This is a genomic window from Microcoleus sp. w2-18bC1 (assembly GCF_036700365.1).
In the GTDB taxonomy this organism is placed as follows: Bacteria; Cyanobacteriota; Cyanobacteriia; order Cyanobacteriales; family Microcoleaceae; genus Microcoleus.
Genome location: NZ_JAUBOS010000013.1, coordinates 78,760 through 100,610, shown reverse-complemented (window position 1 = coordinate 100,610; position 21,851 = coordinate 78,760). Strand labels below are relative to the sequence as shown.

Sequence of the window (21,851 nt, the reverse complement as noted above, 5' to 3'; positions counted from 1 at the left end):
TGCCTCTATTTAAAGACTATCACTTTTTGGCTAAATAGCAAGGCCTATGGAGATATTTTATTTGATTGCAAAAAGTAAAGAAATTGCAGTAATGAGTTTATGTAAGGTATTATAAAAGAAGGGGTAAAAATATGAATAGCGAAGATATTTCCCACGGCTTTTTTGGCGTTGATCGCTCATGGGTGTGGGGAGATAGCTTGGATTGTGTTGGTAGCGGAATCCAATGGCAATAAAGGGTGGGGTTCGATCGCGCGATCGGCTGAACCCGCCCAAAAACCGATACTTATTTTCCGAGAAGAGTCGTGAGTCGCCGAAAATTGGAGATTCTAGTTCCACATCCCCGATTCATCTGTGGACTAAATCTAAAATCTAACATCGTGTCACAGGGGCGATCGCCGAAAAAAATACTAAGCAGCTTAGTTTCCTCCTGAAACCCAGCGTCTAAAAACCTTAAAAAATTTCCCCCTGATTGCGTTAGCCTACTTAGAGGAAAAACACAATCGCATAGATATCAGATATTGTACCATTTTTAATAAGCCTTTTAAGGGCTGGTTAGAAGAAACCCTCCCCAGAAAATTTACTATTTGTGAAATCGGCAGGAAAACCCCTTCTTTAGAACCGTCCAACATCTGAGATAAAGTGCATTGTAATTGTTGAACCAAAGAGTTTTTAACTGGTAACGGCAGGATTTGTGGCTAGACAATTCTTTATATGCTATAATAGTTGGCTACACTGCCTTCTGACAAAAAATAAGGTATATGATATCAGTTTTGAGCCCACCCGCAAAGCGAAACGGCTTTAAAGTTCTTCTGGTCGAAGACAATCAAGCAGAAGCCGATCTGATCGAAGAATTATTATTAGAAACAAATGTCAGTAGAGCCGAACCCCAAAGGCTATCAGTAAGTTGTACAGACCGTCTCAGCAAAGCGCAGCAACTTTTGGTCAGCGAACATTTTGATGTGATTTTACTAGATCTTTCGCTGCCCGATAGCCAAGACTTAAATACAATTGTCAAAATACAAGAATATAGCCTAAATACTCCGATTGTCGTACTGACTGCCCGCAACGATGAAGAGCTTGCCGTGCAGTCAATCCAAGCCGGAGCTCAAGATTATCTAGTGAAGCGAAAAATCGACAGCGAAGTGTTAATTAGATCGCTGCGTTACGCAGTCGAGAGACAGCACAACCAAGAAGCTTTGCGAAAAAGTGAAGAAAAATATCGCTCGGTAGTCGAGAATTCTCTCGTCGGAATTGCCATTCTTGCTCCTCCTATTTCCCCCTCAGCCCCAGAAAAATACGAGTGGTTAGAAGTAAACGATGCTTTGTGCGATTTGCTGGGATACGATCGCCAGGATTTTTGGCATGAGAATTGGGAGATGTGGGTTTTTCCTGAAGACTTGCAGGCAAGTTTAGAGCAGTTAAATAAAATTTTGGCAGGGGAGAGTGAAGGCTATGTTCTAGACAAAAGGTGGCGCAGAAAAGACGGACAAACAGTTTATACTAGAGTTTCCCTGCGCTGTATTCGCGCCCTAGACGGCTCGATCGACCACCTGATTAAAGTAGTCTTGGACGTGAGCGATCGCTACCGTTACGAAGCTCAATTAAAAGCATCAGAAGAGTTTTTAAATCACACAATTAATTCTACTCCTGACCCGATTTTTGTCAAAGATGAGCAGCACAGATGGATCGTATTAAACGATGCTTTTTGCAATTTGATAGGAAAAAGGCGATCGGAACTGATTGGCAAGTCAGGATACGATTTTTTACCCCCAGCACAAGCGGCTTTTTTTGGGCAACGAGACGAGCAAGTATTGCAAAGAAGTTTTGCTGAGGAAACAGAAGAATTGTTTACCGATGGCGGCGGTCAAGAACGCATTATATCTACTAAAAAAACAGTATTTAAAAAAGCCGATGGGACTAAAATGTTGGTCGGAACAATGCGAGATGTGACTGACTACAAACGCCAGCAAATAGCGTTGCAGGAAAGCGAAGCTCGATTTCAAATAATGACGGACAACGTGCCGGGAATGATTTATCAATATCGGCTTTATGGAAATGGAAAAACATCTTTTACTTACGTTTCTTCTGGCAGTTGGCAGCTCTACAATTTAAAGCCAGAACAAATAGAAGAAAATGCCACGTTGGCTTTTGCAACTGTTCACCCGGACGACATCTCAGACTTGCAGCGATCGATCGCAAATTCAGCGACGACTCAGCAAGCTTGGCAACACCAGTGGCGGCAAGTTATGGGAGATCGAGTGAAATGGCTGCAAGGCGCGTCAAAGCCAGAAAAGCAAGCCAACGGCGATATAGTTTGGGACGGTTTGGTGATGGATGTTACGGAATTGAAACAAACCCAGCAAGACCGCGATCGATTTTTTAATCTCTCGCTGGATTTACTTTGCATTGCAGGTTTTGACGGCTATTTCAAACGATTAAACCCCGCTTGGTCAAATTTATTAGGTTATAGCAGTGATGAAATCTTAGCCAAACCTTTGATAGAATTCGTGCATCCAGAAGACCTAGAAATTACTCTAGCGGAATTAGAAAAGCTTAAAAAAAGCCACCCCGTTATTAGCTTAGAAAACCGCTATCTTTGCCAAGATGGTACTTATAAATGGCTATCGTGGACAGCATCGCCGTTTGCAGAAGAAGGTTTGATTTATGCAGTGGCTCGCGACGTTACATTTAGCAAGCAAGCTGAAGCTGAATTGCGTAAGAGCGAAGCCACCAACCGCGCTCTTTTAAATGCGATACCAGACATGATATTTCGCTGTCTGGCAGACGGCACTTTTGTAGACTTCAAACCGGCCAAATATTTCGAGAATATCCTACCACAACAAGCATTAATTGGCAAAAAAGCACAAGACATATTACCGCATGCTTTTGCTGAAAAAATCTTGTCCGGCAATCAACAAGCGATCGACACTGGCGAGATTCAAGTTGTAGAATATCAAATGCCAGTTAATGATGAATTGTACGATTTTGAAGCGAGAATTGTTTTCTGCACGGATGACGAAATTATCGCGATCGTCCGCGACATCACCAATCGCAAACGTTTCGAGTCAAAACTCCACCGGCAAGCAGCAGCAATGGCTGCCGCTTCCGAAGGTATCGCCATATTCAGTGCCGACCAAGAGGTGATTTATTGCAACGCAGCCCGACTCAAAATCTACGGTTACGACTCTCTCGAAGAAATCTTAGGTAACAGTTGGAAAATATTCTACCAAGGTGCAGAGCTGCAAAGGTTCGAGCAAGAAGTCCTGCCGAATTTAGTGCAGAAAGGTTCTTACAGCACCGAAGCAGTAGGATGCCGTCGCGACCGCTCGGAAGTCCCTATAGATGTCTCGCTGACAATGCTGCCCGACGGGGAAATCATTTGCATTGTTCGCGATATTTCCCAAAGAAAAAAAACAGAAGCAGCACTGCGGGAAAGCCAGCGGTTAACTCAACAAATTGCTGGGGCAAGTCCTAATATGTTGTATGTTTATGACTTAATAGAACAAAAAAACATCTATGCGAACGCTTCTATATACCACATTCTCGGCTATACAGTAGAGGAGATTCAGGCAATCGGGCCGTGGATGATGTCAACTTTAATCCACCCCGAAGATTCAATCAAAATGCCTGATTATTTACTGCAAGTAGAAACAGGCAGCGAAGGAGATATCTTTGAAATTGAATACCGAATTAGGCACAAAGATGGTTCTTGGCGCTGGATGGTCAGCCGAGATACTGTATTTGCGAAAACAGGAGACGGTAAGTTAAAACAAATTCTCGGTACGGGAACTGATATTACAGAAAGCAAGCAAGCAGAAGATGAAATAAAGCTGTTGCTGGCAGCAACTCAAGCTATTAGTCAGTCGGCAGATTTTCACAGCGCTCTCCCAGATATTTTGCGGTTGCTGTGCAATGCGATCGGCTGGAATTTTGCGGAAGCTTGGATACCGAATGCTAATGGTACTTTTTTGGAACACAGCGAAACTTGGTACGCTAGCGATCGCGATTTAGATAGGTTCGGCCGCGAAAGTAAAAAAATTAGATTCGCCGCCGGAGTGGCAGTACCTGGACGGATTTGGTCAAGCAGAAATGTAGAATGGATTGAAGATATTTCTCTAGCCAAAAATCATCTTTTTGCCCGATCGCAAATGGCGAAATCAGTCGGATTGAAAGGTTGTTTCGGAGTGCCAATTCACGCTAGCTCAAAGGTGCTGGCAGTTTTAGTATTCTGCAAGCGCGATCGCTCGATTATGGAACCGCGTATAGTAGAGTTGGTCAAGGCTGTAGCGACTCAGTTGGGCGATCATATTCAGCGAAAACAAGCTGAAGAAGAATTGCGTAAAAGTGAAGAACGCTGGCAGTTAGTTCTCAAAGGCAATCAAGACGGAATTTGGGACCTGAATCTTCAAACAAATGAAGCTTTTCGATCGGCCCGCTGGCAAGAAATTATCGGTTACGCAGAGGGCGAAATCGACAGCAACAACAGCGCATGGATCGATCGCATCCATCCAGACGATCACTCACGAGTGCAAGCAGCGATCCAAAGTTATCTCGATCGCCAAACCCCCAATTACGCCGCCGAATACCGCTTGCAGTGTAAAGACGGTAGCTATAAGTGGGTTCTCGCCCGCGCTCAAGCAGTGTGGGACGAAGCCGGAAACCCTCTGCGGATGGTGGGTTCAATGACGGATATTAGCGATCGCAAAGCAGCAGAATTAGCTTTACTGCAGGTCACTCAAGCCGTCGAAAGTACCAGCGACGCGATCGTGATCGCCGACTTGAAAGGGCGGTCTATTTACCACAATCAAGCCTTCATTCAGCGCTACGGCTACACGGTGGAAGAACTCAATGATATTGGCGATATGACCGCGTTTTATGTCCGGTATAAAAATTACAAACAAATCTATAAAAGCCTTCGCCAAGGTCGCTCTTGGTGTGGCGAAGTTGCGCTGCAAACTAAAAGCTACGAAGCAGTAACTGCTCTGGTGCGAGCCGACAGTATTCAAGATATTAATGGAAATTACATCGGCTTAATTGGAGTAATTACCGACATCACAAAACGCAAAGAAGCTGAACTGATTTTGCGGCAGAAGTTAAAGCGCGAACAGTTGGCAGTAGCCATGCTGGAACGCATTAGATATTCTCTCAATCTTGAAGAAATTCTTACCAAAAGCGTCGAAGAAGTGCGGCATTTTTTGCAAGTAGACCGCACTATTATTTACCAATTCAATCCAGATTGGAGTGGATTTATCGCTGTCGAGTCGGTTGCCGAAAATGTCCGACCAATTGTAGGAATGGAAATTTATGACCCCTGTTTCGGGGCAGCCTACGTTCCTCTTTACCAAGACGGCAGAATTAAAGCCATAGAAGATGTTCACAATGCTGGCCTGGCCGACTGCCACTTGGCTTTGTTGACTCGTCTCGATGTTAGAGCGAATCTGGTAGTGCCGATTTTGCAAGGCGAAAACTTGTGGGGGCTGTTAATTGCCCACCACTGCACGGGCCCGCGTCCCTGGCAGCAATTGGAGGGAGAGTGCCTAAAACAATTGGGGGTGCAGTTGGCGATCGCCATTCAGCAATCAATGCTATTTGAACAAGCACAAAGCGAAATTGCCGATCGCAAACTTGCAGAAGCCGCCCTGCAATTAGCTAAAGAAGCCGCCGAATCCGCCAACCGCGCTAAAAGCGACTTTCTCGCCAACATGAGCCACGAATTGCGGACGCCTTTGAACGGCATTTTGGGATACATCCAACTGCTCAAAGTCGATAAAAACTTTACCGCAGATCAGCAGGAAAGCCTTAACAACATTCACCAGTGCGGCAACCACCTGCTGATGCTGATTAATGACGTTTTAGACCTCTCAAAAATCGAAGCTAGTAAAATGGATCTGTCGCTGACAAACGTGCATTTTTCTAGTTTTGTGAAAAGTATTATTGATTTGTTCCAGATGCGCTCTGCTCAAAAAGGAATTGCCTTTAATTACGAGCAGATGTCAGCGCTGCCAGACGGCATTTTGGCAGACGAAAAAAGGTTGCGTCAAGTTTTGATTAATTTGCTCAGCAATGCCGTTAAGTTTACGAACAGCGGCAGCGTTACATTCAAAGTCGGTTATGCAGAAACTTTCCCCGATAATTATCCTCAAACCAACTGCAAAAATTCTAGTTTGACAGCGGAAATTGCCCCTCCAACAATTAATTTGACCGCGAATATAGACGCGGAGCAAATGTCTAACCCGCCGCTAGGAACAACAGAAGCGCGCGAGGTGAAAACAGACAATACTGGCCGTGCCCCTACCCCTAAAATTCGCTTTCAAATCGAAGATACCGGCATTGGCATCGGGCAGAATAAATTAGAAGAAATATTTTTGCCTTTTCATCAAGTTGGCGATCATAAAAATTTCGTTGAAGGTACGGGACTGGGACTTTCCATCAGCCAAAAATTAGTCAAAATGATGGGCAGCCAAATTTGCGTCCAAAGTACCTCTGGCAAAGGCAGCATATTCTGGTTGGATCTAGACTTACCCGCAGTCGCCCAGTCTTCGGAACTCCCCTCCCGGCAAGAAAAAAGGCGGCTTGTAGGTTTTATCGGCCTCCAGCGGAAAGTGCTAATCGTGGATGATCACGAAGTAAATCGCGCCATGTTGCATAGGCTGCTTTTTCATTTAGGCTTTGAAATTGCAGAAGCTACAGACGGCGAAGACTGCTTGCACAAAGCACAGGAATTTCTACCGGATATAATTTTAATGGATTTGCTGATGCCCGTAATGAACGGTTGGGAAGCTACCAGGCGGCTACGACAGTTGCCGGAATTAAAAGATACGGTTATCCTTGCTTTGTCCGCTAACGTTTACGAGACTACCAAGCAAGAGAGCATACTTGCAGGTTGCGATAATTTTCTCACCAAGCCGATTCAAACTAATGAGCTTTTAGAATTATTGCGCCTGCATTTGAGACTAGAATGGGTTTACGAAGAAAGAGCACAAACCAAAAAGCGGACAGATCAAACTGCAAAAGCATCTTCTGAGATTGCTGCTGCTGACTCAACGATGGTGTCTCCTGCCTCAGAGTCAGTCTTGGCGTTGTTAAGATTGGCTGCAATGGGCGATATTGAAGCTATTCTGGAAGAAACTGCTAAACTCGAACATTCTGACCCGACATTAGTGCCTTTCGTTCATCACCTGCGCCAACTTGCTAAAGGATTTCAGCTCAAGCAAATTCGAGATTTTTTGAAGCAACATTTGTCCTAAAATTGACGGTAGCTAACAGACAACTCAAAATCAGTTAAATCTCGCGCCCAGAGTACCATTCTCAATTAGGTGTTGTGGCCTCCCGCGAAGCGACAACTTAATTTGCTTGGGCGGCCCGGACTCGCAGCCGGCTCCTCAAAGGGTTATTGCAAATAGAAGCATCTAGGAAGCAACCGGGTTTCTAGAGCCGCCAAAAATTCATTGAATCCGATTTAACGTCACAACCCACAACTCAAAAATCAAAAATTTGAATGTTTCCCTTGAATATGAACGATAAGAATTCCGACAGAAGCATCATACTAATTGTCGATGACAACCAAACAAATCTTGACGTGCTTTTCGAGTTGTTAAGGAATTACGGGTTTAAAGTATTAGTGGCTCTAGACGGCGAAAGTGCGATCGAGCAAATTGACTACATCCATCCCGACTTGATTCTTTTGGATATCATGATGCCAGGAATTGACGGTTTTGAAACTTGCCGACGGTTGAAAGCAGACCCGTCAACGCAAGATATTCCCATCATATTTATGAGCGCCCTTTCCGATACGCCTGATAAAGTAAAAGGCTTTCAGACAGGAGCAGTTGACTACATCACTAAGCCTTTCCAGCACGAAGAAGTTTTGAGCCGGATTCAAACCCACTTGACAATCCGCAGCTTGCAAAAAAAACTCGAAGAAAAAAACCTCGAACTTGCCCACCTCAACCAAAACCTTGAAAGACTTGTTGAACAAAAAACCAAGCAATTAATAAACCAGGAAAAAACAGCCATCATCGGACGTTTGACTCAGGGCATGGTTCACAACCTCAAAAGTCCCCTGCAAGTGATCCAGACTAGCGTCGATTTGATTGAAACAAAAGCCACACAAATTCAAGAAGACTCTCTGTTTAACTATACTAAGTATATTTTTCAAGCCGTCACAAAAATCAATCAGATCATGGATACCCTGATGATGAAAAGCCGAAACGAGCAAAAGCAAGATTTGCACCCGGTGAATATCAACGATTTAGTGCAGCGAGAAATTCAGCTATTGGAAGGCAACCTGTATTTTAAAAATAAAATTAGAAAAAAATACTTTTATGACGAAGAAATTGCCAGTATTCCATTAATTTATTCCTATCTTTCTCAAGTATTTTATAATTTAATCAATAATGCAATGGATGCTATGTGGGAAAAGAAAAGCAGAGAAATAACTATCGTGACTCGGCAAGACGACTCGAACATATACATGGATATTGCAGATACGGGATGCGGCATATCATCTGAAGATTTGCCAAAAGTTTTTGACCCTTTTTACACATCCAAGCCGCCTAAAGGCGAGGAAAAAACCGCAGGCGAACCGACAGGAACAGGTCTAGGACTTTATACTTGTATTGAACTTTTAAAGCCTTTTAACGGTGAGATTGCTATTAGCAGCAATGTCGGTCAAGGCAGCGTATTTACAGTTGTGCTGCCCAAACCGCAGACAAATTGAGCGACTCAACTGAGTTAAATTATGTCCGGTTAGACAACCATAATTAAGTTTGTAATTAAATTTGTAGCAAGGAATGCAAGTCTTGGTTACTCGATCAAGAGAGGACTTGCATTGCTCAATACAAGCGCTAATGGCGGGCAATTAACCGGACACAATCTCAGAGCGTATTTTGTAAATCAACGGTAATTCTCGTAGCTTAGTAGTAATACCATTTCACAAATAAATAATTTAACTTTAGGCGAGCTTTAAGCGGCAATTTAAAATCTAAAATTTCAAAGGCTATCAGCAATGCCAATCCTGATTACTCCGCGCTCTTTTGACTTGCCTCTTGCTATTCCCCTGCCAAAGGTTGTAAATTAAAATAGAGTAAAGTTGCAATATTTGTAAGACTATGATAATTTTGGCCCACTAGGTTTGGGGCCAGGCGGAAAACTTGCAGCGAACAACTCAATTCTACAAATAAATCTGGGTGGTCGGCAAGCACACAGCGCACTCTAAAGCGTGTGCTTCAAGTTCCCCAATCATGAGCTAGGTAGCTGCATCCGTTGCTGAGATTTTATAATTACTAAAAAATAGCAAAAGGATAGCAGTAAAAAAATGCTACTGTACGCAATAACCCAACTGCGATAGTCATCAGTCATTCCAAATCTCAAATCAAAAATATAAAATATAAAATGGTATGACATCTGTTTTTGAGTCAACTTTAACGCCTGGTTTAAAAATTCTTTTAGTAGAAGATTGTGCAGAAGATGCAGAATTCATTCAAGAACTGCTGTCTGAGCCCCAACTAAGACAATCAATTGATGTCACCAATGTAGTTCGCCTCCGGCAAGCGATAGAAATTTTAAGCGACAAAATTTTTGATGTAATTTTATTAGATCTTTCACTTCCTGACAGCCCAAAATTTAATACTTTTTTCCGAATTCAAGGTTGCGGTATCAATACTCCGATCGTCATTCTGACAGCGGCCGATGACGAAGAACTGGCTGTGGAGTTAATTGCCGCCGGCGCCCAAGATTATCTGGTGAAAAGACAGGTAGACAGCCGGCTGCTGGTGCGGACGCTTAGGTGCGCGATCGCCCGCCAGAAACGGCAAGCAGAATGGCAAAAAAGTCAAGAAAAATACCAGCAGGTTGTTGGCAATATCAAAGAAGTCGTTTTTGAAACAAATACTGCTGGCAATTGGACTTTTCTCAATCCGGCTTGGACAGAAATTACCGGATTTACCGTTGATGAAAGCTTAGGAACTTCCTGTTTGAGTTACATTTATTCTGAGGATCAATACCAATATTTAAATTCGTTTAGATGTCAAAGACAAAATCAAGAAATATCCTGTTGTTACCAAAGTCGATATGTTACCAAAAATGGGGAAATTCGGTGGGTGGAAGTGCAAGAATTTTTTATGTTTGGCGGGAACGGCGAGGCGCAGGGGACGACAGGAACTATCAATGATATTACAGATAAGATTTTAGCACTTTCCGAACTAGAAGCTAGTAAAAAGTTTTTAAATTATACAATCGATGCAGTTGCCGATCCACTTTTTGTCAAGGATGAACAGCACCGCTGGATACTGTTAAATGATGCTTTTTGCAAGCTGCTCGGCAAGGAACGCGAGGAACTGCTGGGCAAGTCGGATTACGATTTTTTCCCAAAACAAGAAGCTGAGATTTTTTGGCAGAATGACGAACAAGTGTTTAGGACTGGGGAAGAAAATGAGAGCGAGGAAATATTTACGGACGGCCGCGGTGCAAAGCACATTTTGTCTACAAAAAAAACTGTATTTGAAAATAGTGATGGCAGTAAAAATCTCGTGGGGATAATTCGAGATATCACTGAGGATAGGCGCAAACAATTAGCGCAGCAAGAAAGCGAAGCTAGACTTCGGCAACTTGCAGCCAATTTACCGGGAATAATTTATCAATTTCGTCTTTCAACCGACGGTCATAAAAGTTTTCCTTATATTTCTTCTGGCAGTCGCTATTTATTTGAATTGGAACCAGAAAATATTCAGCAGAATCCTCAACTACTTTTTGATTTTATTCATCCAGATGATCGTCAAAAATTTGAAGAATCTATTGCTGTTTCTGCAGCAGATATGCAGCCCTGGCAGCAGGAATGGCGGGCGATTGTACCGTCGGGAAAACTTAAGTGGATGCAAGGGGTTTCGAGACCGGAACGAGTTGATCGTCCGACGGAAATAGGACAGGAAGGGGATATAGTTTGGGAAGGCATGGTGCTGGACATTACTGATTTAAAACAGGCTGAAGCAGCTTTGCGGGAGAGCGAAGCCAGATTTCGATCGCTCGTTGAGAATATCCCAGGCGCTATCTGCCGCAGCTTGTACGATGCTGAGTGGACGATGCTATTTATTAGCGATGAAATTGAGGTAATTAGTGGGTATCCTGCTGGGGATTTTATTCGCAACAACCCCTTGAGTTTTGCGAGCATTGTCCACGAGGCAGACAAGGAAATGGTCGATCGACAAATCAGCGCAGCAGTAGAGTCGAAACAGCCGTACAATCTAGAATACCGGATTGTTCGCGATGACGGGGCGGTGCGGTGGATGTCGGAAAGAGGTAGGCCAACTTACAATCTGGAAGGGCTGGTTTTGTGGCTCGACAGAGCGATTTTTGATATTACCGATCGCAAACAAGCCGAACTGACTCTGTGTCTGGTAACTCAAGCTGTAGACAGCGCTAGTGATGCGATCGCGATCGCAGATTTGGACGGTTATTCCGTTTATCATAATCAAGCATTTATTCAGCGCTACGGCTATACAGTTGAGGAACTAAATAATGCCGGCGGCCCAGCAGTAATGTACCCCAAATCTCAAGATTTGAGAAAGTTATTTAAGGTGCTACGGAAAGGTTTTTCCTGGGAAAGTGAAATTGAAATTAAGAGTAAAAAGGGCGATATTATAGAAACTTTTTTGCGAGCTAACTGCATTAAAGATAGCGCTATGCAACCGATAGGAATGATAGCTATCATTGCCGACCTCACAGAAATAAAACGCACCGAATCGGCATTAAAACTCAGTCAAGAGCGATTACAGTTGGCGGTTTCCGGCAGCTCTTTGGGGCTGTGGGATTGGAATATAGCTACTGGCGAAACTTATTTCGACTTTTATTGGAAATCAATGCTAGGCTATGCAGAAACCGAAATTGAAAATAACCTCAAATGTTGGGAAAGTTTGTTGCATCCAGAAGACCGAGTGAAGGTAATGGAATGTTTAAATTCCTATATAGAAGGTGAGACTGATATCTATGAATTTGAATTTCGGATGCTCAACAAAGCGGGCAATTGGCAGTGGATTCTGGCGATGGGCAAGGTAGTCGAGTACGACGAATGGGGTATGCCGCTGCGGATAACAGGCACTCACAAAGATATCAGTGCTCGCGTTGCAGCAGAAGCCGAAAAAACGCAGTTGATCGCATCTTTGCAACAACTGGCCGAACAGTTGCAAGCAGCGCAAAAAATAGCCCGCATCGGCAATTGGGAATTCGATAGGGAGGCAGGAGTTATTACTTGGTCGGAAGAACTGTTTCGAGTTTACGGTCGAGAATTGAATCAGCCGCCAACAATGGAAGAACTTTTCGAGCAAATTCATGCCGATGACAAAGAAAGGTTTGCAGAAGTTGTCCAAAAGGCAGTGACTGAAGGGACAGCTTACGATATCGACCACCGCATCTATTTTCCATCAGGAGAAATCAGGCACGTTAACGCTAAAGGACAATCTGTTAAAAATGAGTTGGGTCAAGTGGTGAGGCTGTTTGGCACGGCAATGGACATTAGCCATCGCAAAAAAGCAGAAATTGCTTTACAAGAAAGCGAACAGCGATTTCGCGCTGTATTTGAACAAGCGGCGATTGGCATTGTCAAAGTGTGGCGCGACGGTCAATTTTTGAATGCAAATCAAGGGTTTTGCAATATTGTCGGCTACTCAGAATTAGAGCTAAAATCGCGAAATGTTGGGGAGATTTCTCACCCCGAAGATGTAGCAGCAGATGTTGAGTCGCGCGACAGACTGTTAGCTGGGGAAATTTTTAATTATTCGATTGAAAAACGCTTTATTCGCAAAGACGGTTCATTTGTTTGGACTAATATGACGGTATCTTTAGTGCGGGATGGGTTTGGGGAACCTAGCTATGTAATTGCTGTGATTGAAGATATTAGCGCTCGCAAACTTGCCGAGGCTATCTTGCGCCAGCAATTAAAGCGAGAACGCCTGGTGGTAAAAATGCTGGAACGCATTCGCTCTTCTCTCAATTTAGAAGAAATTTTGACAAAAACTGTTGCTGAAGTACGGCAATTTTTGCAAACAGACCGGACAGTTATTTATCAGTTTAATCCCGATTGGAGCGGTTTTGTAACAGTCGAGTCTGTGGGCAAAACTTGGCTGGCTATTCAGGGAATAACTATTGACGATTCCTGCTTTGAAGACCGCTATGCTTCTGCTTATGAACACGGTCGTACTGTAGCTGTGGATGATATTTACCAAGCTGATCTTTCCGAGTGCTACATTAATTTATTAACTCAATTTCAGGTGCGAGCTAATTTAGTAGTGCCGATTTTGCAAGGCGAGAAATTGTGGGGGCTATTGATTGCCCACGAGTGCGCGGGCCCCCGCCACTGGCTGGAAATTGAGGTCGAGTGTCTCAAACAAATTAGCGTGCAGTTGGCGATCGCGATCCAGCAATCAATGCTGTTTGAGCAAGCACAAAGTGAAATTGCCGATCGCAAACAAGCCGAGTCAGCTTTGCAGGAATCGGAAGCGCGAGAACGTTCAAAAGCGCTAGAGTTAGAAGCAGCTATTAACAAACTCCGAACGACTCAAGCTCAGCTCGTTCAAAATGAAAAAATGGTGAGTTTGGGTCAGTTAGTTGCTGGTGTTGCTCACGAAATTAATAACCCTGTTAGCTTTATTCACGGCAATCTCAATCCGGCTCGCAATTACACTTTAGATTTGCTGGAATTGATTAAAGTTTACCAGCATTACTGTCCTAATCCTCCAGCCCAAGTCTTGGAGAAAATTAATGAAATAGACTTGGATTATATTGCTGAGGATTTCCCGAAATTGTTTAATTCGATGCAAGTAGGAACCGAGCGAATTGTCGAGATTGTGAAATCGTTGCGTAATTTTTCCCGATTGGACGAGTCCGCTGGGAAGTCGGTTAACATTCACGAGGGAATTGATAGCACTTTGATGATTTTGCAAAATCGGTTAAAATCTCACAGCAGTTATGGAGAAATTCAGATATTTAAAGATTACCAACTATTGCCGCCAATTGAATGTTTTCCGGGCGAGTTGAATCAGGTATTTATGAATATTTTAATTAATGCGATCGATGCTTTGGAAGAACGGGACAAGCAGCGTTCGATCGAGGAGTGCGATCGACATCCCAGCACGATCGCTATTCGCAGTTATCAGGCTGGTGCGGGCTTCGTAGCAGTATCGATTGCGGACAACGGGCGAGGGATACCGGAGTCCGTGCGATCGAGGCTGTTTGACCCGTTTTTCACGACTAAACCTGTGGGCAAGGGCACGGGTTTGGGACTGTCCATTTCTCACTCGATTATAGTCGATCGCCACGGCGGCAGATTGAGCTGTATTTCAACGCCGGGAGAGGGAGCGGAGTTTGTGATTGAAATTCCAGTGCGGTCGAATTTAACAGGTAGGAATTCAAATTTGGGGCAATAAATGAGCACTTGGTAATTGGAAAGCGGAAATGGGTAAACTATCACATTTTGCACCATTCTCAAGAACAGGCAAGATGCCTGTTCCACAAAGACTGAATTTTCTTGTGGAACAGGCATCTTGCCTGTTCCTAAACAAGTAATTGAGAAGGGTGCAACATCTCATTAATATCAAATACCGTAACATCGGAATTATACCCTATTACAAATTACCAATTATCTCAAATCCGTTAGCATCGGCATAGTAAATTCGAGTTCACTGTTGACGGTTGACAGTGAACAGTCAACCGTCAACAGTCAACATCATAAGGAGTGTAACCGGAAATGATATTACCTTCAACTTTTACATAAAAATCGGAGAAGATTCCGAGTTACTGCTGGCGTGACAAATGCGATTTTTGCCTTCGGTTTTGGCTTGAAAAAGGGCGCTGTCAGCGCTGCGAATTAGGGTGTTGGGAGATTCCTGGGCAGAAGGAATCGCTGTCGCAATGCCGCAACTGAGGGTAACGTAGGGGCCGATCGACGATCGCGCGTGGGGCAGTTTCAAGCTGGCGATGCCGTCGCAAATTTTCTGGGCGACAGCGTTTGCCCCTTCGGCGCTAGTGTTGGGCAGCACTAGCGCAAATTCTTCGCCACCGTAGCGGGCAGTCAAATCCCCAGCCCGGTTGGTGGCGCTGGCGATCGCCCCCGCCACTTGGCGCAAACAATCGTCCCCGCCGAGGTGCCCATAAAACTCGTTGTAAAGTTTAAAAAAGTCGATGTCAAACATAATTAAAGACAGCGGCAGTTCCTCTCTTCCCAATCTGCGCCACTCTAAGCTCAAAACGCGATCGAACTGGCGACGATTGGCAATGCCAGTCAGTCCGTCAGTAGTTGCCAGTTGCTGCAATTTTTGATTGGCTATTGCTAGCTTGCGGTAGAGTTGAGATTGTTCGATCGCGATCGCCACTTGATTTGCCAAGTGCTGTAAAAAATCTATTTCCCACTGCTGCCATTCCCGGACACCGCTGCAATTGTATGCTGTCAGCATTCCCCACAAACTATTGCTATTTTCTGCGATCGAATCCGGCAAATTTTTACCCTGCGCCTGCGGTTTGCCACTCGCCTGGTGCCAGATATAATTTTCCGCTGCATCTTGATTGTTCTCGACTTCCCAAACAGTAGCTTCTTGTGTTTCTTTTGCCGTTTCCCAATCGCCTGATTGCCAAATTGGCACGCTGATAACTGCTGCAATTTCACAATCTGTCAACAATTCTTTGCAACTGCCAGCCAAGGGGGCAGTGTTGACATCTGCTATTGCTTGTACCGACTGGGATTCGACTAAAACAAAGCATGACACCGCCAAAGCAGCACTAATATTTTGGTTTTCAATATAACCTTCTGGCAAACCGTCACCTGCGACGATCGCACCTTTTTGCTCTTCCCCGTCCAATTGAGACACCCAATCTTGACAGCGATAAATTAAAACGCGGTCTGTTTGGAGAAATTGGCGCACTTCTGCAACGGTACTTTGGAGAATGCTTGCCGGATCTATTGACGATCGAATATGTTCGATCATTTTGCCCAACAGCCGCTGTCGCAGAGCCTGCTGCCGCAATTGTTCTTCGATTTGCTGGCGTTCGATCGCGTAATGGATTGCCCGCACCAGCAGAGTTCGGTGAAATCTTCCCTTTACCAAACAATCTTGAGCGCCCCAGCGCAATACTGACCGGGCAATATTTTCATCGTTGATATCTGTCAGCACCACAATTGGCAATGTGGGCCATCGCCCTTTCAAAACTGCGATCGCCTCGCTTCCCTTTAAGCTGTCTGACAGTGACAAATCTAATAGTACAGCGTCAAACTTCTCTACTTCCAGACGCCCAACTCCTATCTCCAAAGACTTAACAGTTTGGAGAAGAAAGAGAGACTCGCTGAATGACCCTAGAAGGTCTTCGATCATTGTCGGATCTCCGAGGTCATCCTCAACCAACAAAATTTTCAGACATTGGTTACGTGTTAACACAACTATAGCGTTCGGAGCGAGTCGAAGGCAACTTTTTTGTTTTGAGAGCGATACTTGCGATCGGCAAATATTTCAGCTTATCAAATTCACTATACACTCTAACTAGACATTTAGCGCTCCATTAAAGCTTACATATCTGATGGGAGTGAAACGATCTCAAACCAATACTCACATAAAGTCTTCATGACTTCCAGCAATCCTTCAAAAGTTACTGGTTTGGATATGAAAGAATTGGCTCCCAATCGGTAGCAAAGTAAGACATCTCCTCTGCGGTGGGAAGTTGTGAGCATTACAACCGGAATTTGTTGCAAATGGGGGTCAGCTCTGATCAAAGTTAGTGTTTCTCGCCCGTCCAGCCTCGGCATATTCAGATCCAAAAGTATCAAGTCGGGCTGATGCAAATTGCTGCTACCAAGATATTGACCGCGACGGTACAAGTAGTCTAGCACTTGTTCTCCATTTTCCACAAATTCGCTCGTAATTGCTAATGAAACTTCTCGCAGTGCTTCCTTTACCAAAAAGCGCGTGTCCTCGTCATCGTTTGCTATTAAAAGAGTAAATTTTTTCTTTTGATAATTCACGGCTTTGTCTCACTACGAACGTCTTTTGTGAGGTTGCGGGACTTTGAGCCGTGTCTGAGTACCTGCAAAGAATCTCTTACCATCATCCGGTAAATCTGGCTGAGAACACTGAAATTGTGTTGCAGTAATTTACCGTTTTTCTCTATTTGCAAAGGTTTGCGAATCATGCTTGTTTCACTTGGCAGTCTTTCTGAGAACCTGCAAACTGCCAACACATCACAAATCCTTCTGGGCGAACTACTAGGGAAACTATTGCATCCCAAAGCAAGATGCTCTGGATACACTTGAAAAAAATTAACAAGTCTTGCGCGCACCGCTGATTTATAAGTTGTGTAAGGATAGAGCTAATAGATTTATATTGATAGATTTATAGCTCGATGTCATCAGTGAATATGCTACACTTTATAAGCATTTTTGTAAAGAACAGATAAAGATATTTAAAGCTTAAGTAAAGGACGGGTGACAATCAAGCAATTTGCTCACAAGCCCCCGGATTCATCCGTGGGGTCGCTTTCTTAAAATCTAAAATCTAAATTCTAAAATCTAAATTCTAAAATCTAAATTCTAAAATCTAAAATCTAAATTCTAAAATCTAAATTCTAAAATCTAAATTCTAAAATCTAAAATCTAAATTCTAAATTCTAAAATCTAAAATCTAAATTCTAAAATCTAAATTCTAAAATCTAAATTCTAAAATCTAAATTCTAAAATCTAAAATCTAAATTCTAAAATCTAAAATCTAAAATCTAAATTCTAAAATCTAAATTCTAAAATCTAAAATCTAAATTCTAAAATCTAAAATCTAAAATCGATTGGCTGCTTCAGGCGGACTGCTAGCTTCACTTTGGTATAGGAATAGAAAAATAAAAAGTTGAGCCTCGATTGGGTGCTGATTCTACCCACAGATTGCCGCCATGCCGATCGACAATTCTTTGACAAATTGCTAAACCGATACCGGTTCCCGAATACTGTTTTTGGGTGTGCAAGCGCTGAAAAATCTGAAAAATTCGCGGATGGTACTGTGAGGCAATCCCAATACCATTATCCTGCACTGAAAACACCCAGCTATCCCCCTGACGCGAAGCGTCCACCTGCACCACCGGCGCCTCACTGCTGCGGTACTTAATGGCGTTACCAATTAAATTTTGAAACAGTTGCAGCAGTTGAAAACAGTCACCTTTTACCTTTGGCAAATCTCCCCTAGTAACTGAAGCTTGATTCTCGCGGATGGCCAAATGCAAATTAGCACAAACATCCTCAAAAACCCGATTGCAATCTATCATCTCAAAAGGTTTCTGACTGCGACCGACCCGCGAATACTCCAGCAAGTCATCAATCAGCGCCTGCATCCGCTCGCAAGAAGTAACAATATTGCGGATAAATTTATTCCCTTGAGCATCAAGTTGGTTGGGAAAGCGTTTTTCTAATAGTTGAGCGTAGCCGGCAATCGTGCTCAAAGGCGCTTGCAAATCGTGAGAAGCCACGTAAGCAAACTGTTCTAGTTCGGCATTAGAACGAGTTAATTCTTGAGCGTAGCGGGTTTGAGTGTCTAAACTCGTTTGCAGCAGTTCTTGTACCAGCTTGCGTTCGGAAATATCCTCGATCGCACAAATCAAATACTGTAGCGTCCCCTTGACATCGCGCATTGCCGAAACAGTAACATTTGCCCAGCGCACAGCTTCATCTTTGCATAGCAAACGCTTTTCCACAGAAAAAGTTTGAATCTTCCCGGATAACAGCGAGCGCAGGTATTCTCGATCGGCTTCTCTGTCATCTGGGTGAGTAATTGCCTCCCAATTTTGCTGTAACAATTCGGATTGTGCATAGCGGACAATTTGACAAAAGCCAGGATTTACCCGCATAAATTTACCACAAAGTGCGGTTTTAGCTATGCCTACCGCAGCTTGCTCGAATATCGCGCGGAAGCGTTCTTCGCTGTCTCGTAGGGCAATTTCTGCTCGTTTGCGATCGGTAATATTGCGAAATGTTACTGCCAGACCGTCGTTTAATTTGACCGCCACAAGGTGCAGCCAAACAATTGGCTCTTGCTCCTGTTCGTAATAAAATTCTTGGTCTACAGTTTCTCCTGTTTCTACTACAGAAACATACAAATCAAATAACCCATTATTGCTAACTTGGGAAATTTCGGCTAACAAATTCTTGCCAAGGATCTCATTTAATAGCAGACCATAAAATTTTTCGGCAGCCGGGTTGATCAAGAGCCACTGGAAATCTACAATATTTCCCTCACTGTTGCGGACAGCAGAATAAGCCACCACACAGTCTAAGGAACTATTTAATATGCTAGCAAGCAGCGACTGTGACTGTTGCAGTTGATAATTTTGTTCTTTTAATTGCTGTTGCAGCTTTTGCAAGCGGACTTGCTTGTCTATGCGTGCTAAAACTTCTTCAACTTGAAAGGGTTTAGTAATATAGTCGGAACCTCCTACTCGAAAAGCTTGTAATTTATCATTCATTTCATCTAATACGCTTAAAAAAATTACCGGAATTTGTTCAGTTTCTGGTGTCGCTTTCAGTCTCCGACAAACTTCATAACCGTTCATTTCTGGCATTCTAATGTCGAGCAAAATTAAATCCGGGCAATGGGCGATCGCAACATTCAACGCCAGTTGACCGCTAATAGCTCGGTAAACTTGATAGCCCTGGGATGTTAGCAGTTTGGATAAGAACCGCAGATTGCTTGGTTGGTCATCAACCACCAATACTTTAATTTCGCTATTATCCATTTATTTTAAACTCGATTGAGTTAAATCCATTATCTTGTCGAGTCGGTAATCGGCAAGCAAATCTTTTAAAGCCTCAGCTAAGGTTGGATGACTTTCCCAGATGCGATCGACAAGTTGAATCGCCAGCTCTTCATTAACATCATTAGCTGCGTCATGGAGTTCCTTCACCCAGCTTTGAGGCATTTGAGCCAGCAGCCCTCCGAAAAATGAATCGGGTTTTTCGTTCACACAATAACGCCGTAAAGCCCCGACTGGGAGCCGGGGCAACTCTTGATAAAGATAGCGCACTCCCAAGTAGCAAGCCATCTTATCAAAAAGGATTTGTTCTTGAAAAGGTTTTCGCACAAAATCGTCGCAACCTGCGGCGATAATTTCGCCTTTTCTTTCCTCAAAAGTGCTAGCAGTCAGAGCAATAATTACAGTTCGTCGCTGAGTTTGTTTCTCTTTAGCTCTAATTTGTCTGACAGTTTCAAAACCGTCCATTACTGGCATTCGCGTATCCAGCCAAATTAAATGAGGCTGCCAACTTTCCCAAATTTCAACCGCTTGGTAGCCATTTTCCGCTTCTCGGACTTCAAAACCAATTGGTTGCAACATTTTAACCAGCAGCAGCCGATTTTCTTGATTGTCGTCAACTGCTAAAATCCGATAAACCGGTTGATCTGCTTCTAGTCCGATCGCGCGCTGGAATGTCGCCACGGTTATTTCCGACGAAATAGCGGCAAATACTCGGATATTAAATTTAAAACTGGTTCCCTCACCTAAAACACTTTTTACCCAAATATCCCCACCCATTATCTGCACGTATTTTTTAGTAATTGTCAAACCCAATCCCGTACCATCAGCCGCTTTTCTCCCCGCTTGTGTTTGCACAAAAGCATCAAATAAAGTATCAATTTCTGCTGCTGCTATGCCAATTCCCGTGTCTTCAACTTCAAACAAAATTAACAATGGATCGACGAAAGTATAGTTAAGATGACTTTCCGATTCTGCCGGCTGTTGCTGGTTGTTTTCCACGCTCACGCGCAGCCAAATACGGCCCCCGTCGTGAGTAAATTTCATGGCATTTGCCAGCAGGTTAATTAAGCAAACGCGCAGCTTTTTTTCGTCAGTTTTTATATATTGGGGAACATTAGCCTCGACGGAAAATCTCAGTTGCATTTTTTTTGTTTCAGCTTTAATTTGAAACATTTCTTCGAGAGTGTCGAGGAGTTGATAAAGGTCAAAGCTGCGTTGATCTAAGCCAATTATCCCTGCTTCTATTTTCGACAAGTCTAAAACATCGTTAATTAGTTCCAGCAAATGTTGACCGCTGCGGTTAATAATTCGGAGATTTTCGAGATTTTCGTGGCTGAGCAAAGAGTCGCGGCTCATGACTTGGGTAAAACCAAGGATGGCGTTCAGGGGAGTCCGCAATTCGTGGCTCATGTTGGCAACAAATTGACTTTTAGCGAGCGATGCAGCGGCCGCTGCTTCTTCGGCTTTTTTGCGTTCTATTATTTCTTCTTGCAGTTCTTTATTGCGATCGAGCAATTGTTTTTTCAGTCTCTGGATAGTCAGTTGGTGTTCGATTCGCGCTAAAACTTCTGCTACATGAAACGGTTTTGTGACATAATCAACCCCTCCCACTTGAAAGGCGGTTAGTTTGTCCAATACTTCATCTAAAGCGCTGATAAAAATAACTGGAATTTCGGATGTCTTCGGATCTTCCTTGAGCTGGGTGCAGACTTCGTAGCCGTCCATATCCGGCATTTTGATGTCGAGCAAAATCAAATCGGGACAACCAGAGCGCGCGGCCCTGATTGCCATTTTGCCGTTAATTACGCCGCGGACTTTGTAGCCCCGATCGCACAGCGTTGCTGATAAAACTTGTAAATTTTCTGGAGTATCGTCAACAATTAATATGTTGCCTTTATTTTCTTCTATTTGATTGTTGGTCATTGCTGGCTATTTTTTGTTAATTTAAGAAGTGTTGAAATTAGGAAAACTTGTTAAATAGTCACTATAGCACTCCCTCTTCAATCAACTGCTTTGATATTTACATAACTTATCGTAGTTGAGATTTTAGATTTGATATGTGAGATTAAAGAATTGGGAATGACGGA

Annotated in this window: 8 protein-coding genes; 3 read left to right on the top strand and 5 right to left on the bottom strand. The window is 43.5% G+C overall.

Annotation, left to right across the window (positions count from 1 at the left end; translation table 11 throughout):
* Nucleotides 1–758: 758 nt before the first annotated feature.
* The 3 genes from QT979_RS10685 (at nt 759) to QT979_RS10675 (ending at nt 14,417) form a co-directional block, all read left to right on the top strand.
* Nucleotides 759–7,247 (top strand): PAS domain S-box protein, encoded by a 6,489-nt coding sequence (locus QT979_RS10685; RefSeq protein WP_333309741.1) that lies wholly within the window; start codon nt 759–761, stop codon nt 7,245–7,247.
* Between the two features lie 251 nt (nt 7,248–7,498).
* On the top strand, nt 7,499–8,719 hold the full coding sequence (locus QT979_RS10680) for a hybrid sensor histidine kinase/response regulator (RefSeq protein ID WP_333209877.1): 1,221 nt from the start codon (nt 7,499–7,501) through the stop codon (nt 8,717–8,719).
* A gap of 679 nt (nt 8,720–9,398) precedes the next feature.
* Entirely contained in the window at nt 9,399–14,417 is a 5,019-nt protein-coding gene (locus QT979_RS10675; RefSeq protein ID WP_333309738.1) for a PAS domain S-box protein, read from the top strand.
* Between the two features lie 339 nt (nt 14,418–14,756).
* Here QT979_RS10675 and QT979_RS10670 read toward each other — a convergent pair whose 3' ends face one another.
* From QT979_RS10670 to QT979_RS10650, 5 genes are all read right to left on the bottom strand, one after another.
* Nucleotides 14,757–16,418 (bottom strand): diguanylate cyclase domain-containing protein, encoded by a 1,662-nt coding sequence (locus tag QT979_RS10670; RefSeq protein ID WP_333209873.1) that lies wholly within the window; start codon nt 16,416–16,418, stop codon nt 14,757–14,759.
* 128 nt (nt 16,419–16,546) lie between these two features.
* Nucleotides 16,547–16,999, bottom strand: coding sequence for a response regulator (locus QT979_RS10665; protein ID WP_333209871.1), 453 nt, complete (start codon nt 16,997–16,999; stop codon nt 16,547–16,549).
* Complete coding sequence (locus QT979_RS10660) at nt 16,996–17,166, bottom strand: hypothetical protein (RefSeq protein ID WP_333209868.1); 171 nt, start codon at nt 17,164–17,166, stop codon at nt 16,996–16,998. Before QT979_RS10660 ends, QT979_RS10665 begins: the two co-directional genes overlap by 4 nt.
* Nucleotides 17,167–17,838: 672 nt before the next feature.
* Nucleotides 17,839–19,746, bottom strand: coding sequence for a PAS domain S-box protein (locus QT979_RS10655; protein ID WP_333209865.1), 1,908 nt, complete (start codon nt 19,744–19,746; stop codon nt 17,839–17,841).
* A complete protein-coding gene (locus QT979_RS10650; protein WP_333309734.1) occupies nt 19,747–21,687 on the bottom strand; it encodes a response regulator in 1,941 nt (646 codons plus the stop codon).
* Between the last annotated feature and the right edge of the window lie 164 nt (nt 21,688–21,851).